The organism is Micromonospora sp. WMMD882, from assembly GCF_027497255.1.
Classification (GTDB): domain Bacteria; phylum Actinomycetota; class Actinomycetes; order Mycobacteriales; family Micromonosporaceae; genus Micromonospora.
The window spans coordinates 6091325-6110172 of sequence record NZ_CP114903.1; the positions used below are offsets into that span (position 1 = coordinate 6091325).

Sequence of the window (18848 nt, forward strand, 5' to 3'; positions counted from 1 at the left end):
GGGTGGGCGCGCCGCCCGGAGACGCCTGCCGGGCGCGGACGGCATACACTTCTGTCGCCACGGGGTGTGGCGCAGCTTGGTAGCGCACTCGCTTTGGGAGCGAGGGGCCGTGGGTTCAAATCCCGCCACCCCGACTGTCGTCGCGGCCGGTCCGCCGGGGCGTCGCCGCACCGGTGCCCGAGCGGCCGCGAGCCGCAACGGGGCCCGAGCGGCCGAGCCGCAACGGGTGCCCAAGCGGCCGAGCCGCAGCGGTGCCTGGGCGGCTGCCGGAGCGTCCGGCCGGCTCGCCTACACTCGATGGGCTGAAGCATCGCCCCAGCCAGACCGATCAAACCGAGATCCGTTCAAGGAGTACGCCTGTGAAGAGCACCGTCGAGACTCTGAGCCCGACGCGCGTGCGGCTCGCCATCGAGGTGCCGTTCGTCGAGCTCGAGCCGAGCCTCAAGAAGGCGTACCGGGAGATCGGCCAGCAGGTCCAGGTGCCCGGCTTCCGTCGGGGCAAGGTCCCGGCCGCCGTGATCGACCAGCGGGTCGGTCGGGGCACCGTCCTCAACGAGGCGGTGCAGGAGGCCATCCCGCAGAAGCTCCTGGACGCCGTCCGTGAGCACGACCTGAAGACCCTCGGCCGCCCCGAGGTCGAGATCACCGAGTTCAACGACGGTGACAGCCTCAACTTCACCGCCGAGGTGGACGTCCGTCCGGAGATCACCCTGCCGGACCCGGCCACCATCGAGGTGACCGTCGACGAGCTTCAGATCGACGACAGTGAGATCGACGAGCAGGTCGGCAGCCTCCGTGACCGGTTCGCCACCCTCAAGACCGTCGAGCGGGCCGCCGCCAACGGCGACTTCGTCCAGATCGACCTGAACGCCACCGTCGACGGCGAGGACGTGCCGGGCGGCTCCGCGACCAACCTCTCCCACGAGGTCGGCAGCCAGCAGCTCCTGCCCGGCCTGGACGAGGCCCTGGTCGGCCTCTCCGCCGGCGAGAGCGCCACCTTCACCACCCAGCTCGTCGGCGGCGACTTCGCCGGCCGGGAGGCCGAGGTGACGGTGACCGTCCGCACGGTCAAGGAGAAGGAGCTGCCGGAGCTGAACGACGAGTTCGCGCAGATGGCGAGCGAGTTCGACACGATCGACGAGCTCCGGGGCGACGTCCGGGAGCGGATCACCCGGGGCAAGCGGGTCGAGCAGATCTACGCGGCCCGGGACAAGGCCCTGGAGCAGCTCGTCGCCGCGGCCGAGGTGCCGGCGCCGGAGGGCGTGGTCCGCGAGGAGATCGCCAGCCGCAAGCAGGCGATGATCGACCAGCTCGAGCGGATCGGCGCCTCGCTGGAGGAGTACCTCGCGGCCGAGGAGAAGACCGAGGAGCAGATCGACGAGGAGCTGACCACCTCGGCGACCGAGGGCGTCAAGATCCAGCTCCTGCTGGACACTCTGGCCGACGCCGAGGACGTCCAGGTCTCCGACGACGAGTTCGGTCACGAGATCGTCCACCGGGCGCAGCGTGCCGGGATGCCCCCGCAGCAGTACTACGACCAGCTCGTCCGCTCCGGCGCGGCCGCCGCGGTCTTCGGCGACGTGCGGCGCGGCAAGGCGCTGGCCTCGGTGATGGAGCGCATCACGATCAAGGACGCGGCCGGCGAGGTGGTCACCCTGGACGCGCTCAAGGCGGAGGCCGAGGAGACGCACCAGCACGACCACGAGCACTGATCGCGGGTTCGGCCGCCGTCCGCCACTACCGGCGTTCGGCGGCCGAAACCCTTTTCCGGGTACGGGTCCGAGGGGCTGCGCTGATAGCGAACAGTGCCCCGACCGGGACTCTGCCGCCCGACGCAGCGGTTAGTGTCGGGTACGACGGTACGGAGAGCGAAGGGCTGCCATGACCGACATGCACATCCCAGCGAAGCCGCTCCGGGCGCTCGACGCCCGAGGTGGCGACACCATTGGCAACCTCGACGACTCGGTCTACAACCGGTTGCTCAAGGAGCGCATCATCTTCCTGGGCAGTGAGGTGAACGACCAGGTGGCCAACCGCATCTGCGCGCAGCTCCTGCTGCTCGCGGCGGAGGACCCGGACCGGGACATCTTCCTCTGGATCAACTCGCCGGGTGGCTCGGTCTACTCCGGCATGGCGATCTACGACACCATGCAGTACATCGACAACGACGTGTCCACGGTGGCGATGGGCATGGCGGCCTCCATGGGTCAGCTCCTGCTCTGCGCCGGCACGAAGGGCAAGCGGTACGCCCTGCCGCACGCGCGGATCATGATGCACCAGCCGTCCGGCGGCATGGGCGGCACCGCGTCCGACATCGCCATCCAGGCCGAGCAGATGCTCTACACCAAGCGCATGTTCCAGGAGCGCGTGGCGCACCACACCGGCCAGAGCCAGGCCCAGATCGAGGCGGACTCGGACCGGGACCGCTGGTTCACCGCCAAGGAGGCCATGGACTACGGCTTCATCGACAAGGTGATCACCGGAGCCGCCCAGGTTCCGGAAGGCGCCGGGACCCTGAGCTGATCGAGGAGCTGACGATGACCGACCTGAGCCTGCCGCCGCAGTTCGCGCCGGTGCACAACCGCTACGTCCTGCCGTCGTTCGTCGAGCGCACGTCGTACGGGGTGAAGGAGTCCAACCCGTACAACAAGCTCTTCGAGGACCGGATCATCTTCCTCGGCGTCCAGGTGGACGATGCGTCGGCGAACGACGTGATGGCGCAGTTGCTGACCCTCGAGGGCACCGACCCGGACCGCGACATCATCATGTACATCAACTCGCCCGGTGGCTCGTTCACCGCCATGACGGCGATCTACGACACCATGCAGTACGTCCGGCCGGACATCCAGACCGTGTGTCTCGGGCAGGCCGCCAGCGCCGCCTCGGTGCTGCTCGCGGCCGGTACGCCGGGCAAGCGGATGGCGCTGCCGAACTCGCGGATCATCATGCACCAGCCGGCCACCGAGGGCGGCTACGGTCAGGGCTCGGACATCGAGATCCAGGCCCGCGAGATCATGCGGATGCGTACGCAGCTCGAGGAGATGTACTCGAAGCACTGCAACCAGCCGGTCGAGAAGGTCCGCAAGGACATCGACCGAGACAAGATCCTGACGGCCGAGGAGGCCCGCGAGTACGGCGTGGTCGACACCATCCTCACCAGCCGGAAGAAGGGTCTGCTGGCCGCCAACGCCGCCAGTTGACACGCGCCGGTCAGCGGCCGGTCCGGGGTCTGTTCCCGGCCGGCCGCTGACACGCCCCGCATTGGGGGTCGGAGAAACCTCCGCCAGCGGGTAACGTCGGGTCCGTACCGCTCCACCGGGTCGGACCGGCGGGGGTGCAGTGAAGGACACGGGGATCAGCGTCCTCAAGCCAGGGCCGGCGCACCGGCCGATGAGTGCAGGGAGAACGTAGGTGGCACGGATCGGTGACGGCGGCGACCTACTCAAGTGCTCCTTCTGCGGCAAGTCGCAGAAGCAGGTCAAGAAACTCATCGCGGGCCCCGGGGTCTACATCTGCGACGAGTGCATCGATCTCTGTAACGAGATCATCGAGGAGGAGCTGGCCGAGTCCGGCGAGGTGAAGTGGGAAGAGCTTCCCAAGCCGATGGAGATCTGCCAGTTCCTCGACAACTACGTGGTGGGGCAGGACCAGGCCAAGAAGGCGCTCGCGGTCGCGGTCTACAACCACTACAAGCGGATCCAGGCCGAGGCGGCCGGCGCGCCGGGCTCCGGCAGCGACGCGGTCGAGCTGGCCAAGTCCAACATCCTGCTCATCGGGCCGACCGGTTGCGGCAAGACGCACCTGGCCCAGACCCTGGCCCGGATGCTGAACGTCCCCTTCGCGATCGCCGACGCCACGGCGCTGACCGAGGCCGGCTACGTCGGCGAGGACGTCGAGAACATCCTCCTCAAGCTGATCCAGGCCGCGGACTACGACATCAAGCGGGCCGAGACGGGCATCATCTACATCGACGAGGTCGACAAGATCGCCCGTAAGTCGGAGAATCCGTCGATCACCCGGGACGTCTCCGGTGAGGGCGTCCAGCAGGCCCTGCTGAAGATCCTGGAGGGCACGGTCGCCAACGTCCCGCCGCAGGGCGGCCGGAAGCACCCGCACCAGGAGTTCATCCAGATCGACACCACCAACGTGCTGTTCATCTGTGGTGGCGCGTTCGCCGGCCTCGATCAGATCATCGAGGCGCGCACCGGCCAGGGTGGCACCGGCTTCGGGGCCCGGCTGCGTGCCGTCTCCGAGCGGTCGACCGACGACATCTTCGGTCAGGTCATGCCGGAGGACATGCTCAAGTTCGGTCTGATCCCCGAGTTCATCGGCCGGCTGCCCGTCATCACCAACGTCCGCAGCCTCGACCGGCAGGCTCTGGTCCAGATTCTCACCGAGCCGCGTAACGCCCTGGTCCGGCAGTACCAACGCCTCTTCGAGCTGGACGGTGTCGAGCTGGAGTTCGAGGAGCCGGCGCTGGAGGCCATCGCCGACCAGGCCATGCTGCGTGGCACCGGGGCCCGTGGGTTGCGCGCCATCATGGAGGAGGTCCTGCTCTCCGTGATGTACGAGGTGCCGAGCAACCCTGACGCCGCCCGGGTCCTGATCACCCGCGAGGTGGTCCTGGAGAACGTCAACCCGACGATCGTGCCCCGCGAGTTCACCGGCCGGCGGGCGGCCCGACGGGACCGCGAGGAGAAGTCCGCCTGAGCGCCGTGGGCCCCTTCGTGGGCTCATCCGGATTCGCGGGCCAGCGCGAGCCCCAGCGACGACCCTAGGGTGGTGCGTATGCGCGTCGCCGTGTGTCAACTGAACTCCCGGGCGGACCGGGCCGCGAACCTGGCGGCTGCCGAACGCCTGCTGGTACGCGCCGCCGAGGCCGGGGCCGATCTCGCGCTACTGCCGGAGTACGTCGACTATCTCGGCCCGGCCAGCGGCGTGCCCGCCCCGGAGCCGGTCGACGGCGAGTTCGGCAGCTTCTTCGCCGAGCTCGCCCGTCGGCTGGGCATGTGGGTGATCGCCGGGTCCTTCCACGAGCGTGGGCCGGACGAGCGGCGCACCTACAACACCTCACTGGTGTTCGACCGGTCCGGCGCGCTCGCCGCCACCTACCGCAAGATCCATCTGTACGACGTGGAGATTCCGGGGCGGGTCTCGTATCTGGAGTCCGCCGCGGTGGCGCCGGGCGCCGAGCCGGTGGTGCTCTCGGTCGAGGGCCTTCGGGTCGGCCTCTCCATCTGTTACGACCTGCGCTTTCCCGAGCTGTACCGACGGTTGGCGACCGAGGGCGGCGCCGAGCTGCTCGTGGTGCCGGCGGCGTTCATGCTGCACACCGGTCGGGACCACTGGGAGGTGCTGCTGCGCGCCCGCGCCATCGAGAACCAGTGTTTCGTGGCGGCGGCCGGGCAGACCGGCGACCACGATCCGGGCCGTACCTGTTTCGGGCGCAGCATGGTGGTCGACCCTTGGGGGACGGTCCTCAACCAGCTTCCGGACGGCAGCGGCCTCACCGTAACCGACCTCGACCTGGAGCGGCTCCGGACGATCCGGGCCGAGTTGCCGAGTCTGGCGAACCGTCGGCTCTGAACGGTCGGTCGGACCGTTCGGGCCGGCGTCGGCAGTGACCGCGGCAGGGTTCAGGGTTGCTGGAGCAGTACGCCGATGACGGCCAGGCCGGCGATGGCGGCGGCCGTGACCAGCAGCGCCGTGGTCATCCGGGACGGACCTCGACGGGCCAGCATCCGCACCGAGGCCACCAGCGCGAAGAGCACGAAGAGCCCGATCACCACCTGCCAGAACGGCAGGAGGAGGCCCAGGAGCGCGTCTTCGGCGAGCACTGTCGCCGGGGACCGTGGTAGGTCAGCCATGTCAGACACTCTGGCACGTGGGACCACCCCGTGTCGGTACTCCATCGGAGCGAAGCAACCCGGCGGCCGACCGGAACAGGCGTGAAAAACAGTGATGAACGTCGATTTGCGTCTCGGAGGCCAGACGCGTAACTTTCTCTCTGCAAGCGGGAGGCCGGGGCAAACCGGCCGAAGCGGGCATCAGGTTCGCGGCGGAGACGCCAAGCGGAGCTGGCCGGGCGGTGCGAAGTTCCCCGAAAGATGGGGTTGCAATCGCGAAGCCGACCGGGTAAAGTACCGAAGCCGGCAGGAGCCGGGCGGAGCGCCGCAGAGCGGCGATCGGCCGGTCTGCGGGAACCCACGACGGAAACGACCACCGATTGCGGTGTGCGTCGACGTGGGCCCGGCAACCAAGCGGAAATGATCTCGCTGAGAGAGTTGACGCCGAGGTGCCGGTAAGGTAGGTTCGAGCGGTTGCCCCGGATGGGTCTCCACGGTGGTGGGGGTTGCTGATGGTGTGTGGTTGTTCTTTGAGAACTCAACAGGGTGCTTGATAAGCCAGTGCCAATTAGTTTACCCCGTGCTGGCGCAGACCTTTGTGGTTTGTGTTGGTGGGGATTCCTTTGGCAACACTTTTTGTTGCCGGGATGGATTTTTCGACAGGTTTTTGTTGGAGAGTTTGATCCTGGCTCAGGACGAACGCTGGCGGCGTGCTTAACACATGCAAGTCGAGCGGAAAGGCCCTTCGGGGTACTCGAGCGGCGAACGGGTGAGTAACACGTGAGCAACCTGCCCCAGGCTTTGGGATAACCCTCGGAAACGGGGGCTAATACCGAATATGACCTTCGGTCGCATGATTGTTGGTGGAAAGTTTTTCGGCTTGGGATGGGCTCGCGGCCTATCAGCTTGTTGGTGGGGTGATGGCCTACCAAGGCGACGACGGGTAGCCGGCCTGAGAGGGCGACCGGCCACACTGGGACTGAGACACGGCCCAGACTCCTACGGGAGGCAGCAGTGGGGAATATTGCACAATGGGCGGAAGCCTGATGCAGCGACGCCGCGTGAGGGATGACGGCCTTCGGGTTGTAAACCTCTTTCAGCAGGGACGAAGCGCAAGTGACGGTACCTGCAGAAGAAGCACCGGCCAACTACGTGCCAGCAGCCGCGGTAAGACGTAGGGTGCGAGCGTTGTCCGGATTTATTGGGCGTAAAGAGCTCGTAGGCGGCTTGTCGCGTCGACTGTGAAAACCCGCGGCTCAACTGCGGGCCTGCAGTCGATACGGGCAGGCTAGAGTTCGGTAGGGGAGACTGGAATTCCTGGTGTAGCGGTGAAATGCGCAGATATCAGGAGGAACACCGGTGGCGAAGGCGGGTCTCTGGGCCGATACTGACGCTGAGGAGCGAAAGCGTGGGGAGCGAACAGGATTAGATACCCTGGTAGTCCACGCTGTAAACGTTGGGCGCTAGGTGTGGGGGGCCTCTCCGGTTTCCTGTGCCGCAGCTAACGCATTAAGCGCCCCGCCTGGGGAGTACGGCCGCAAGGCTAAAACTCAAAGGAATTGACGGGGGCCCGCACAAGCGGCGGAGCATGCGGATTAATTCGATGCAACGCGAAGAACCTTACCTGGGTTTGACATGGCCGCAAAACCTCCAGAGATGGGGGGTCCTTCGGGGGCGGTCACAGGTGGTGCATGGCTGTCGTCAGCTCGTGTCGTGAGATGTTGGGTTAAGTCCCGCAACGAGCGCAACCCTCGTTCGATGTTGCCAGCGCGTTATGGCGGGGACTCATCGAAGACTGCCGGGGTCAACTCGGAGGAAGGTGGGGATGACGTCAAGTCATCATGCCCCTTATGTCCAGGGCTTCACGCATGCTACAATGGCCGGTACAATGGGCTGCGATACCGTGAGGTGGAGCGAATCCCAAAAAGCCGGTCTCAGTTCGGATCGGGGTCTGCAACTCGACCCCGTGAAGTCGGAGTCGCTAGTAATCGCAGATCAGCAACGCTGCGGTGAATACGTTCCCGGGCCTTGTACACACCGCCCGTCACGTCACGAAAGTCGGCAACACCCGAAGCCGGTGGCCCAACCCTTGTGGAGGGAGCCGTCGAAGGTGGGGCTGGCGATTGGGACGAAGTCGTAACAAGGTAGCCGTACCGGAAGGTGCGGCTGGATCACCTCCTTTCTAAGGAGCACCATCCGGCGAAAGCTGGTATGGGGCCCGCGGCCTGCGAATGTTGGGTCGGGGTGCTCGAATGGCGGAGACACTGGTGAGTTTTTGCTGGGCAACGGCCTGAGATTCTAGTACAGCTGCCTTGTGGGGTGGTGGGAACGGGTTGATGGTGCGGCTTGGTGGGAATGTAGGGCACCCTGTTGGGTCCTGAAGGAACAACCCTGTGTGGTGGGTTTCTTCTGGATGTGACTGCCAGGCATGGCCTGGTTTCTCATACCGTCGGCGGTTGTCGGGTCTGGTGGGAGACTGTGGGTTGTGGGTTGGTCGTTTGTTGAGAATTGCACAGTGGACGCGAGCATCTTTGTGGTCAAGTTGTCAAGGGCGAACGGTGGATGCCTTGGCACCAGGAGCCGATGAAGGACGTGGGAGGCCGCGATAGGCCTGGGGGAGCTGTCAACCAAGCTGTGATCCCAGGGTGTCCGAATGGGGAAACCTGGCATCAGTCATGTGATGTCACCTGCACCTGAACACATAGGGTGTATGGGGGGAACGCGGGGAAGTGAAACATCTCAGTACCCGTAGGAAGAGAAAACAATTTAGTGATTCCGTGAGTAGTGGCGAGCGAAAGCGGATTTAGGCTAAACCGGTTGCGTGTGATACCTGTCAGGGGTTGCGTGGTCGGGGTTGTGGGACCCTGCTCAACATGCTGACACGTGTTGGAGAAGTTACAAAGTCAGTGGCTAGTCGAACAGTCTGGGAAGGCTGACCGTAGACGGTGATAGTCCGGTAGGTGAAAGTTGCTGACCTTCTGTGGGTGTTCCCGAGTAGCGGCGGACTCCTGAAATCTGCCGTGAATCTGCCAGGACCACCTGGTAAGCCTGAATACTTCCTGGTGACCGATAGCGGACGAGTACCGTGAGGGAATGGTGAAAAGTACCCCGGGAGGGGAGTGAAATAGTACCTGAAACCGTTCGCCTACAATCCGTCGGAGCCTTGCGGGGTGACGGCGTGCCTTTTGAAGAATGAGCCTGCGAGTTAGTGGCATGTGGCGAGGTTAACCCGTGTGGGGGAGCCGTAGCGAAAGCGAGTCTGAATAGGGCGTTTTAGTCGCATGCTCTAGACCCGAAGCGGAGTGATCTAGCCATGGGCAGGCTGAAGCGCGGGTAAGACCGTGTGGAGGGCCGAACCCACCAACGTTGAAAAGTTGGGGGATGACCTGTGGTTAGGGGTGAAAGGCCAATCAAACTCCGTGATAGCTGGTTCTCCCCGAAATGCATTTAGGTGCAGCGTCGTGTGTTTCTTGCCGGAGGTAGAGCACTGGATGGTCTAGGGGGCCCACAAGCTTACCGAAATCAGCCAAACTCCGAATGCCGGTAAGTGAGAGCGCGGCAGTGAGACTGCGGGGGATAAGCTTCGTAGTCGAGAGGGAAACAGCCCAGATCACCAGCTAAGGCCCCTAAGCGTGTGCTAAGTGGAAAAGGATGTGGGGTCGCATAGACAACCAGGAGGTTGGCTTAGAAGCAGCCACCCTTTAAAGAGTGCGTAATAGCTCACTGGTCAAGTGGTTCCGCGCCGACAATGTAGCGGGGCTCAAGCACACCGCCGAAGCTGTGGCATTCACATGGTACTTCGCGGCGCCTTGATGTGCCGTGCAGGTGTGTGGATGGGTAGGGGAGCGTCGTGCCGGGGGTGAAGCGACGGGGTGACCTAGTCGTGGACGCGGCACGAGTGAGAATGCAGGCATGAGTAGCGAATGAAGGGTGAGAAACCCTTCCGCCGGATGACCAAGGGTTCCAGGGCCAGGCTAATCCGCCCTGGGTGAGTCGGGACCTAAGGCGAGGCCGAGAGGCGTAGTCGATGGACAACGGGTTGATATTCCCGTACCCGCGAAGGAGCGCCCGTGATGAACCTCGTTGTGCTAACCATCCGAGCTGCAGGTGGTCTTCGGATCATGTGTGGTGAGCGTGGGAACCTGGCGGGTAGTAGTCAAGCGATGGGGTGACGCAGGAAGGTAGCTGAGCCCGGCCGGTGGTTGTGCCGGGGTAAGCGTGTAGGCCGTGCCATAGGCAAATCCGTGGCGCACAGGGCTGAGACGTGATGCCGAGCCGATTCAGGTGAAGTCAGTGATCCTATGCTGCCGAGAAAAGCCTCTAGCGAGTTCCGAGCGGCCCGTACCCCAAACCGACACAGGTGGTCAGGTAGAGAATACCGAGGCGATCGGGTGAACTGTGGTTAAGGAACTCGGCAAATTGCCCCCGTAACTTAGGGAGAAGGGGGGCCGGAGACGTGAAGCCCCGCGCGGGTGGAGCGTTGTATGGCCGCAGAGAGCAGGGGGAAGCGACTGTTTACTAAAAACACAGGTCCATGCGAAGAAGTAATTCGATGTATATGGACTGACGCCTGCCCGGTGCTGGAACGTTAAGGGGACCTGTTAGCTCTTCGGGGCGAAGCGGAGAACTTAAGCGCCAGTAAACGGCGGTGGTAACTATAACCATCCTAAGGTAGCGAAATTCCTTGTCGGGTAAGTTCCGACCTGCACGAATGGCGTAACGACTTCCCCACTGTCTCAACCACAGGCCCGGCGAAATTGCAGTACGAGTAAAGATGCTCGTTACGCGCGGCAGGACGGAAAGACCCCGGGACCTTTACTATAGCTTGACATTGGTATCCGAATTAGCTTGTGTAGGATAGGTGGGAGCCGGTGAAGTCCATACGCCAGTATGGGTGGAGGCAATCTTGAAATACCACTCTGGTTGATTTGGGTATCTAACTTCGGACCGTTATCCGGTTCAGGGACAGTGTCTGGTGGGTAGTTTAACTGGGGCGGTTGCCTCCTAAAGGGTAACGGAGGCGCCCAAAGGTTCCCTCAGCCTGGTTGGCAATCAGGTGTTGAGTGCAAGTGCACAAGGGAGCTTGACTGTGAGACTGACAGGTCGAGCAGGGACGAAAGTCGGGACTAGTGATCCGGCACTTGCGTGTGGAAGCGGTGTCGCTCAACGGATAAAAGGTACCCCGGGGATAACAGGCTGATCTTCCCCAAGAGTCCATATCGACGGGATGGTTTGGCACCTCGATGTCGGCTCGTCGCATCCTGGGGCTGTAGCAGGTCCCAAGGGTTGGGCTGTTCGCCCATTAAAGCGGTACGCGAGCTGGGTTTAGAACGTCGTGAGACAGTTCGGTCCCTATCCGCCGTGCGCGTAGGATACTTGAGAAGGGCTGTCCCTAGTACGAGAGGACCGGGACGGACGAACCTCTGGTGTGCCAGTTGTCCCGCCAGGGGCACGGCTGGTTGGCTACGTTCGGAAGGGATAACCGCTGAAAGCATCTAAGCGGGAAGCTCGCTTCAAGATGAGGTATCCCACCCTGGTGACAGGGGTAAGGCCCCCAGCTAGACGACTGGGTTGATAGGCCGGAGATGTAAGCTCGGTAACGGGTTCAGTCGACCGGTACTAATAGGCCGAGGACTTGACTACAAAGATTCTGCTCGCGTCCACTGTGCAACTCACGACAAACGAACACCACGCTCGTGTGTGTTTGATAAGTCGATAGTGTTACGGCGGTCATGGCGGAGGGGAAACGCCCGGTTACATTCCGAACCCGGAAGCTAAGCCCTCCAGCGCCGATGGTACTGCACTCGGGAGGGTGTGGGAGAGTAGGACACCGCCGGACAATCTTTCAACGAGGGTCACCCCAGCTGGGGTGACCCTCGTTGCGTTTCCCGGGTACTCCACGCCACGACTCGCCGGTGAGCCGCGCCGGCGGAGAGCCGGGGGAGCCCGGTCTCCTCCGGGTCGGGCTCGTGCGGCGGCCGCGCGTACCCGGGGTGCGCAGCAGCGCGGTCAGCCGCCGGGAGCGCCCGGACCGAGCCGGCCGGGAGACAGCCGCCACCAGACCGGCGGGTGGTGGCGTCAGACCGGGCCGGATGGTGGCGTCAGGGTGGTGCGGTGCGTCAGGCGGTTCGGCTGGTGGTGACGTCGGGACGCCGGGTGGTGGCGTCAGGGACGGGTCTGGATCTCCTCGCGGATCCGCCGGAACAGCTCGGCGGAGTCGGACACCGGGCGGCCGGGAAACATGCCCATCACGACGCTGCCGTGGTCGGCCCAGCCGCACACCGCGAAGTCGCCCCCCTCACCGCGGGTGGTGCCGCACTTCATCACCCCGCCGAGCCGACCGGCCGGCACCTCGTGCAGCTCGTCCACCGCGCCGGTCTCGTCGGTCATCGTGCCGAAGAGGGTGTCGAGTTCCCGTTCCGGCTGCCAGAGCAGCGTGGCCCCGCCGAACACGAGCACCGACCGTCGTTCGTCCGACGGATCCTGGTAGACCACGCCGAAGCTGCGGTCCAACTGGATGCTGGCGGCGAAGCCGCTGCGCAGGTAGTCGGCGGTGCTGCGGGCCCGTTCGCTGTCGTCCTCGCGGAGACCGGCGGCCTCGGACCGGACGGTGAGCACGGTGTCCTTCTGCTGGGCCACCCGCCACCCGAAGACGCCGACGACGGCAGCCCCGGCCAGCCCCACGGCCAACCCGGCGGCCATGGCGACCCGCCAGCGTCGGGACCGGGGGCGGCGGGCGGCGGGCTCGTCGCCGTCCCGCTCGGGGTGGGTGAGCCGGATCGGTTCGAGGGTGAGGTCGATCGGCGCCGGGCCCCCGCCGGACGGCCGCTCGGACAGGTACGCGTCGGACATGACCGCCACCGTACGCGAACACCAGGTGGCGCACGTCGGGTCCGCGGAAGCGCTCCGTAGACTTTCCCGGGTGACCGAGAGACTGGATGCCCGCCGCCCCGACGCGCCCGAACTGCCCGCCCAGTACCAGCCGGGCGAGGTAGAGCAGCGGCGGTACGAGCAGTGGGTGGCCGGCGGCCACTTCCGGGCGTCGGCGCAGAGCGACAAACCCCCGTTCACCATCGTCATCCCGCCGCCGAACGTCACCGGCTCCCTGCACATGGGGCACGCCCTCGACCACACCGTGCAGGACTCGCTGGTGCGCCGCAAGCGGATGCAGGGCTTCGAGGCGCTCTGGCTGCCGGGCATGGACCACGCCGGAATCGCCACCCAGAACGTGGTGGAGCGGCAGCTCGCCGGCCAGGGGCTCTCCCGCCACGACCTCGGGCGGGAGAAGTTCGTCGAGCGGGTCTGGCAGTGGAAGGCCGAGTCGGGCGGGGCGATCCTCGGCCAGATGCGCCGGCTCGGTGACTCGGTCGACTGGGAGCGTGAGCGCTTCACCATGGACGAGGGGCTGTCCCGGGCCGTACAGACGATCTTCAAGAAGCTGTACGACGACGGCCTGATCTACCGGGCGAACCGGATCATCAACTGGTGCCCTCGCTGCCTGACCGCCCTGTCGGACATCGAGGTGGAGCACACCGACGACGACGGCGAGCTGGTCTCCATCCGGTACAGCGACGACGTGGTGGTGGCCACCACCCGGGCCGAGACGATGCTCGGCGACACCGCCGTGGCGGTGCACCCCGACGACGAGCGGTACCGGCACCTGATCGGCACCGAGGTGGAGCTGCCGCTGACCGGCCGGCGGATCCCGATCGTCGGGGACGAGCACGTCGACCCGTCCTTCGGCACCGGCATGGTCAAGGTGACCCCGGCGCACGACCCGAACGACTTCGAGATCGGCCAGCGGCACGGCCTGCCGGCCCTGACGATCATGGACGAGCGCGGGGTGATCACCGCGCACGGGCCGTTCCAGGGGTTGGACCGGTTCGAGGCCCGGCCGGCGATCGTCGCCGCGCTCCGCGAGCAGGGTCGGATCGTCGCGGAGAAACGCCCGTACGTGCACGCGGTCGGGCACTGCTCGCGGTGCCGTACGACGGTGGAGCCCCGGCTGTCGTTGCAGTGGTTCGTGAACACCACGCCGCTGGCGAAGGCGGCCGGTGACGCGGTGCGCGACGGCCGGGTGCGGATCGAGCCGGCGGAGCTGTCGAAGCGGTACTTCGCCTGGGTCGACAACATGCACGACTGGTGCATCTCCCGCCAGCTCTGGTGGGGGCACCGCATCCCGGTCTGGTACGGCCCGGACGACGAGATCGTCTGTGTCGGCCCGGACGAGGAACCGCCCACCGGCGCGGGCTGGCGGCAGGACGAGGACGTCCTGGACACCTGGTTCTCCAGCGGGCTGTGGCCGTTCTCCACGCTGGGCTGGCCGGAGCGGACCCCGGAGCTGGCGAAGTTCTACCCGACCAGCGTGCTGGTCACCGGGTACGACATCCTCTTCTTCTGGGTCGCCCGGATGATGATGTTTGGGCTGTACGCGATGGACGGCCGGCCGCCGTTCGAGGTGGTGGCCCTGCACGGCATGGTCCGGGACCAGCACGGCAAGAAGATGTCCAAGTCGTTCGGCAACGTGGTCGACCCGCTGGACTGGATCGACAGGTACGGCGCCGACGCCACCCGGTTCACCCTGGCCCGGGGCGCGAACCCGGGCGGGGACGTGCCGGTCAGCGAGGACTGGTGCCAGGGCTCCCGGAACTTCTGCAACAAGCTGTGGAACGCCACCCGGTTCGCGCTGCTCAACGGCGCGCACACCGACGGGCCGCTGCCGGCCACGGCAGACCTGTCGACGGTCGACCGGTGGGTGCTGTCCCGGCTGGCGCACGTCACCGCCGAGGTGGACGCGCAGTTCGAGGCGTACGAGTTCGCGAAGGTCTGTGACCTGCTGTACCACTTCGCCTGGGACGACGTGTGCGACTGGTACGTGGAGCTGAGCAAGCCGGTGCTCGCCGAGGGCGGCCCGGCGGCCGAGGTGAGCCGGCGGGTGCTGGGTCACGTGCTCGACCAGTTGCTGCGGCTGCTGCACCCGGTGATCCCGTTCGTCACCGAGGAGCTATGGATCGCGCTGACCGGCGGCGAGACGATCATGACGGCGGCCTGGCCGGTCGCCGACCGTACGTTCGTCGACGACGCCGCGGAAGGCGAGGTCGGCACCGTCCAGCGGGTGGTGACCGAGATCCGCCGGTTCCGTTCCGACCAGGGGCTGCGGCCGACCCAGCGGGTCGCCGCGCGGCTGGCCGGGCTGGCCGGGGCGGGCGTCGCCGCGCACGAGCGGCTGATCCGCTCGCTGGCCCGGCTCGACGTGGCCGGGGACGACTTCCAGGCCAGCGCCACCCTGGCCATGCCCGGCGAGGTGAGCGTGGCGTTGGACACCCGGGGGTCGATCGACGTGGCCGCCGAACGGGCCCGGCTCACCAAGGACCGCGCCGCCGCCGAGAAGGAGGTCACGCAGGCCCGGGCGAAGCTCGACAACCCGGCCTTCGTCGGCAAGGCCCCCGAGCCGGTGGTCAACAAGATCCGGGATCGGCTGGCGGCGGCCGAGGCCGATCTCGTGCGGATCGACGCCGCGTTGGAGGCGCTGCCCTCGTGACCGACCGCAATCGTCGCGCCGACCGTGCCGGGTCCCCGGACCCCACGGCCGGGCCGGGGCGCGCCCAGCATGCCGACCGGACGGGGTTCGCGGCCGTCGAGGCGGAACTCGCCGGCCGCGGCTTCACCCGGATGGTCTTCGAGCTCGACCGGATCGAGACGCTGCTCGACCTGCTCGGCAGCCCGCAACGGGCGTACCCGTCGATCCACCTGACCGGCACGAACGGCAAGACCTCGACGGCCCGGATGATCGACTCGCTGCTGCGGGCGTTCGGGTTGCACACCGGGCGCTACACCAGCCCGCACCTGGAGACCGTCCGGGAGCGGATCAGCCTGGACGGGGAACCGGTGGGCGAGGAACGCTTCGTGGCCACGTACCGGGAGGTGGCTCCGCTGGCCGGGCTGGTCGACCAGCGGTCCGCCGAGCCGCTCACCTACTTCGACATGACGACCGCGTTGGCGTTCGCCACGTTCGCCGACGCGCCGGTCGACGTCGCGGTGGTCGAGGTCGGCCTGGGCGGGGTGGACGACGCCACCAACGTCCTCCAGGCCGGGGTGTGCGTGCTGACCCCGATCGGGCTGGACCACACCGAGTGGCTCGGCGACCGGATCGAGGACATCGCCCTGGCCAAGGCGGGCATCATCCACAAGGGCGCGACGGTGATCTCCGCCGCCCAGGAGGACGACGCCGCCCGGCCGGTCCTGGAACGCTGCGCCGAGGTGGGCGCGACCATCGCGCGGGAGGGCGCCGAGTTCGGCGTGCTGCGCCGGTCGGTCGCCGTCGGCGGGCAGGTGCTCACGTTGCAGGGCCTCGGCGGGGTGTACGAGGAGGTGTTCGTGCCGCTGCACGGGGCGCACCAGGCGCAGAACGCCGCGGTGGCGCTCGCCGCGGTGGAGGCGTTCCTCGGGGCGGGCGCGAAACGGCAGCTCGACGTGGAGACCGTCCGGGAGGGCTTCGCCACGGCCAGCTCACCGGGCCGGCTGGAACGGGTCCGGACGGCCCCGACGGTGCTGCTCGACGGCGCGCACAACCCGCACGGGATGGCGGCGACCGTCAACGCGTTGCAGGAGGAGTTCGCGTTCAGCAAGCTCGTCGTGGTGCTCGCGGTCCTCGCCGACAAGGACGCGACCAGCCTGCTGGAGCTGCTGGAGCCGGTCGTCGACCAGGTGGTGGTGACCCGGAACAGCTCGCCCCGGGCGATGCCGGTGGCCGAGCTGGCCGCGGTGGCCGCCGAGGTGTTCGGGCCCGAGCGGGTGGAGAGCGCCGAGGACATGCCGGACGCCATCGAGGCGGCGGTGACGCTCGCCGAGTCCGACGTGCCCGGGGAGCTGAGCGGGGTGGGCGTGCTGATCACGGGCTCGGTGGTGACGGTGGCCGACGCCCGTCGGCTGTTGAAGCGGTGAGCGCCGGGCAGGGCCCGCCGGGGCGGCGTTCCGGCCTGCGTGACCCGGTACGGGCGGCGCGTGGGCTGGGCTCGGCGGTGCTGATCCTGGAGGCGGTGGTGCTGCTGCTCGCCATCCAGCCGATCCGGGTGCTCGGCGGGGAGCTGAGCGGCGCGGCGATCGGCCTCATCGTCGCCCTGGCCGTGCTGGCGGTGCTGCTGGCCGGCATGATGGGGCGACGCTGGGCGTGGCAGCTCGGCACCCTGCTCCAGGCCGTGCTGCTGGTCGGCGGGTTGCTGCACCTCTCCCTGGCGGTGCTCGGTCTGATCTTCGGCGCGGTGTGGGCGTACGCGCTGCACGTGCGCCGGGTGATCCTGGGCTGAGGCGGGCCGGGCCTCAGGCGTCGGCCCGGGTCCGCCACTGGGTCAGGGCGATGCCGTGGCCGTCCGGGTCGCGGAAGGCGGCGGCCCAGACGTCCAGCTTCGCGCCCCGGTTCACCACCCGGGGGGCGTAGGTGAACCGCACCCCGGAGTCGCGGAGCCGCTCGTACGCGGCCTGGATGTCGTCGACCTCCAGGTTGACGTGCACCAGCCGGCGGCTGATCGGCGCGGCCTCGCTGACCTCCCGCAACACCAGACGGGTGCTGCCGGAGGCGAGTACCGCGTTGCCGACGCCCCGGTCGACCTCCGCGAAGCCGAGGACGTCGCGGTAGAAGTCCAACGACCGGTCCAGGTCGGTGACCAGCACGGTGATCCCGACGCCGCTGATCGGGCTGGCGGACCCGTCGGCCCCGGCGTCGTAGCCGAAGATCGCCTCGTCCAGGCCGTCGTCGGGGTCGGCGGTGCCGTCCGGTGGGTCCAGCGGGACGTCGACCGGGTCGCTGATCGGCTCACCGACGGCCTCGGGGGCGTCGTCCCGGGCGTCACCCGGCCGGGGGCGCGGGACCTCGTCCGTCGCGGCGTTGCCGGCGTCGGCGGCGTCGGCGGCGTCGGCGGCGGCGTCGGGCGGCCCCGCGTACGGGTCGCGGTACGGGCCGGTCGGGCGGACCCCGTCGGGGTCGTCGGGCGCGCCGCCGTACGGGTCGCCGTACGGGCTGCTGGCCGGGCGGACCCCGTCCGGGTCGTCCGGTGGCCCGTCGTACGGGTCCCGGTAGGGCGTCACGGGACGGCCGGCGTACGGGTCACCGGGCGGGCCGGCGTACGGGTCACCGAAGCCCGGGTGCGTCGGCGGGTCGAAGCGTTCCTCGGCGGGGGCGCGCGGCGCCGGGGCGGCGCGGTGGGGAAGCGCCGCCGAGCCGGGCTCCACCAGGGTGCCCTCCAGCACCACCGGGCCACCCGGGCGCTGGTGGACCACCACCGGCTCACGGTCCTCGGGAAGCCGGTCGGGGTCGTCGAGGAGCGGCTCCGGCCCGGGGCCGTCGGGGTAGCCGTCGTCCGGCCCCCGGTCGGCCCACGGCGGGGCGTCCTGTTGGATCAGCACCTCGTCGAGCGGGTCCGGCCCGGCGTACTCGGGCGGCAGGTCGTCGGCCAGCGCGGCCGTCTCGCTGTGGGTGGGCACCTCGTCCCACAGCACCCGGATCCGGCGCTGGTCGTCGAGGGCCACCCGGATCGGCAGCGCCTGCCCGATGGCGGGCCACTTGGCGATCGGCACCCGGGGCTCGATGATCTTCTTGGACCGGGGTGGCAGCCCCGGCGCGTCGATCAGCAACTGCAGCTCGCAGCGACCGAACGAGTACGTGGTGGGCGGCTCGGAGGCGCTGTGCACGTGCCCGACACCGACCACCCAGGCCCGGCCGCCGGTCTTGAAGGTGGCCAGCGCCACCGCCAGCGCCACCAGCGCCACGCCCAGCGCGACGATCGACCAGCTCCCCATGCCGAACCCGAACAACACCACGAAGGCAGCCACGGTGCCCAGCACCACCGCGAGCAGTTTCCGGGCCGGCGCGATCGCGCGGTTTCCGCCATTCGCCACTGTGGACCTCCCAGGGGTCAAGGGCCAGGCTAGGCCGGATCCGCGGTGGACGGAAGGTCCATCCGCCGCGCCGGGGCCGGGGCCGGGTCGCTACGCTGACCGTACCGA

General features: G+C 67.5%; 11 protein-coding genes, 1 tRNA gene and 3 rRNA genes. 12 read left to right on the plus strand and 3 right to left on the minus strand.

Going from position 1 to position 18848, the window contains the following annotated elements:
• The first annotated feature begins 60 nt into the window (after positions 1-60).
• The 6 genes from O7606_RS26355 (at position 61) to O7606_RS26380 (ending at position 5586) form a co-directional block, all read left to right on the plus strand.
• Positions 61-134: transfer RNA gene (locus O7606_RS26355), tRNA-Pro, on the plus strand.
• Between the two features lie 225 nt (positions 135-359).
• The gene (gene tig / locus O7606_RS26360; RefSeq protein WP_281596684.1) at positions 360-1712 is read left to right on the plus strand and encodes a trigger factor; all 1353 of its coding nucleotides are present in this window, start codon (positions 360-362) and stop codon (positions 1710-1712) included.
• Positions 1713-1881: 169 nt separating this feature from the next.
• On the plus strand, positions 1882-2523 hold the full coding sequence (locus O7606_RS26365; RefSeq protein ID WP_281596685.1) for an ATP-dependent Clp protease proteolytic subunit: 642 nt from the start codon (positions 1882-1884) through the stop codon (positions 2521-2523).
• 14 nt (positions 2524-2537) lie between these two features.
• Positions 2538-3200, plus strand: coding sequence for an ATP-dependent Clp protease proteolytic subunit (locus O7606_RS26370; protein ID WP_281596686.1), 663 nt, complete (start codon positions 2538-2540; stop codon positions 3198-3200).
• A gap of 211 nt (positions 3201-3411) precedes the next feature.
• Positions 3412-4710 (plus strand): ATP-dependent Clp protease ATP-binding subunit ClpX, encoded by a 1299-nt coding sequence (gene clpX / locus O7606_RS26375; RefSeq protein ID WP_281596687.1) that lies wholly within the window; start codon positions 3412-3414, stop codon positions 4708-4710.
• A gap of 78 nt (positions 4711-4788) precedes the next feature.
• A complete protein-coding gene (locus tag O7606_RS26380) occupies positions 4789-5586 on the plus strand; it encodes a carbon-nitrogen hydrolase family protein (protein WP_281596688.1) in 798 nt (265 codons plus the stop codon).
• Positions 5587-5636: 50 nt separating this feature from the next.
• Here O7606_RS26380 and O7606_RS26385 read toward each other — a convergent pair whose 3' ends face one another.
• A complete protein-coding gene (locus O7606_RS26385; protein WP_281596689.1) occupies positions 5637-5867 on the minus strand; it encodes a hypothetical protein in 231 nt (76 codons plus the stop codon).
• Positions 5868-6513: 646 nt separating this feature from the next.
• Between O7606_RS26385 and O7606_RS26390 the strand changes: the two genes are divergently transcribed.
• The 3 genes from O7606_RS26390 to rrf all read left to right on the plus strand — a co-directional run bounded on the left by O7606_RS26390 (position 6514) and on the right by rrf (position 11685).
• Positions 6514-8028, plus strand: a 16S ribosomal RNA gene (locus O7606_RS26390).
• A gap of 353 nt (positions 8029-8381) precedes the next feature.
• Positions 8382-11489 (plus strand): 23S ribosomal RNA (locus O7606_RS26395).
• A 79-nt stretch (positions 11490-11568) separates the two neighbouring features.
• A 5S ribosomal RNA gene (gene rrf, locus O7606_RS26400) occupies positions 11569-11685 on the plus strand.
• The 16S, 23S and 5S rRNA genes sit together here, the layout of an rRNA operon.
• A 326-nt stretch (positions 11686-12011) precedes the next feature.
• Here the strand turns inward: rrf and O7606_RS26405 are convergent.
• Entirely contained in the window at positions 12012-12698 is a 687-nt protein-coding gene (locus tag O7606_RS26405) for a hypothetical protein (protein WP_281596690.1), read from the minus strand.
• A 70-nt stretch (positions 12699-12768) separates the two neighbouring features.
• Here O7606_RS26405 and O7606_RS26410 point away from each other — a divergent pair, with 70 nt between their 5' ends.
• The 3 genes from O7606_RS26410 (at position 12769) to O7606_RS26420 (ending at position 17152) form a co-directional block, all read left to right on the plus strand.
• A complete protein-coding gene (locus O7606_RS26410; RefSeq protein WP_281596691.1) occupies positions 12769-15387 on the plus strand; it encodes a valine--tRNA ligase in 2619 nt (872 codons plus the stop codon).
• A gap of 131 nt (positions 15388-15518) precedes the next feature.
• A complete protein-coding gene (locus O7606_RS26415; protein ID WP_281599892.1) occupies positions 15519-16790 on the plus strand; it encodes a folylpolyglutamate synthase/dihydrofolate synthase family protein in 1272 nt (423 codons plus the stop codon).
• Positions 16787-17152, plus strand: coding sequence for a DUF4233 domain-containing protein (locus O7606_RS26420; protein ID WP_281596692.1), 366 nt, complete (start codon positions 16787-16789; stop codon positions 17150-17152). Before O7606_RS26415 ends, O7606_RS26420 begins: the two co-directional genes overlap by 4 nt.
• A 13-nt stretch (positions 17153-17165) precedes the next feature.
• Here O7606_RS26420 and O7606_RS26425 read toward each other — a convergent pair whose 3' ends face one another.
• A complete protein-coding gene (locus O7606_RS26425) occupies positions 17166-18740 on the minus strand; it encodes a VOC family protein (RefSeq protein ID WP_281596693.1) in 1575 nt (524 codons plus the stop codon).
• Between the last annotated feature and the right edge of the window lie 108 nt (positions 18741-18848).

What these genes read in the sequence shown, in the direction of transcription:
- O7606_RS26365 (WP_281596685.1), top strand. Translation starts at nt 1,882, where the DNA reads ATGACCGACATGCACATCCCAGCGAAGCCGCTCCGGGCGCTCGACGCC.
- O7606_RS26370 (WP_281596686.1), top strand. Translation starts at nt 2,538, where the DNA reads ATGACCGACCTGAGCCTGCCGCCGCAGTTCGCGCCGGTGCACAACCGC.
- O7606_RS26380 (WP_281596688.1), top strand. Translation starts at nt 4,789, where the DNA reads ATGCGCGTCGCCGTGTGTCAACTGAACTCCCGGGCGGACCGGGCCGCG.
- O7606_RS26385 (WP_281596689.1), bottom strand. Translation starts at nt 5,867, where the DNA reads ATGGCTGACCTACCACGGTCCCCGGCGACAGTGCTCGCCGAAGACGCG.
- O7606_RS26405 (WP_281596690.1), bottom strand. Translation starts at nt 12,698, where the DNA reads ATGTCCGACGCGTACCTGTCCGAGCGGCCGTCCGGCGGGGGCCCGGCG.
- O7606_RS26415 (WP_281599892.1), top strand. Translation starts at nt 15,519, where the DNA reads ATGGTCTTCGAGCTCGACCGGATCGAGACGCTGCTCGACCTGCTCGGC.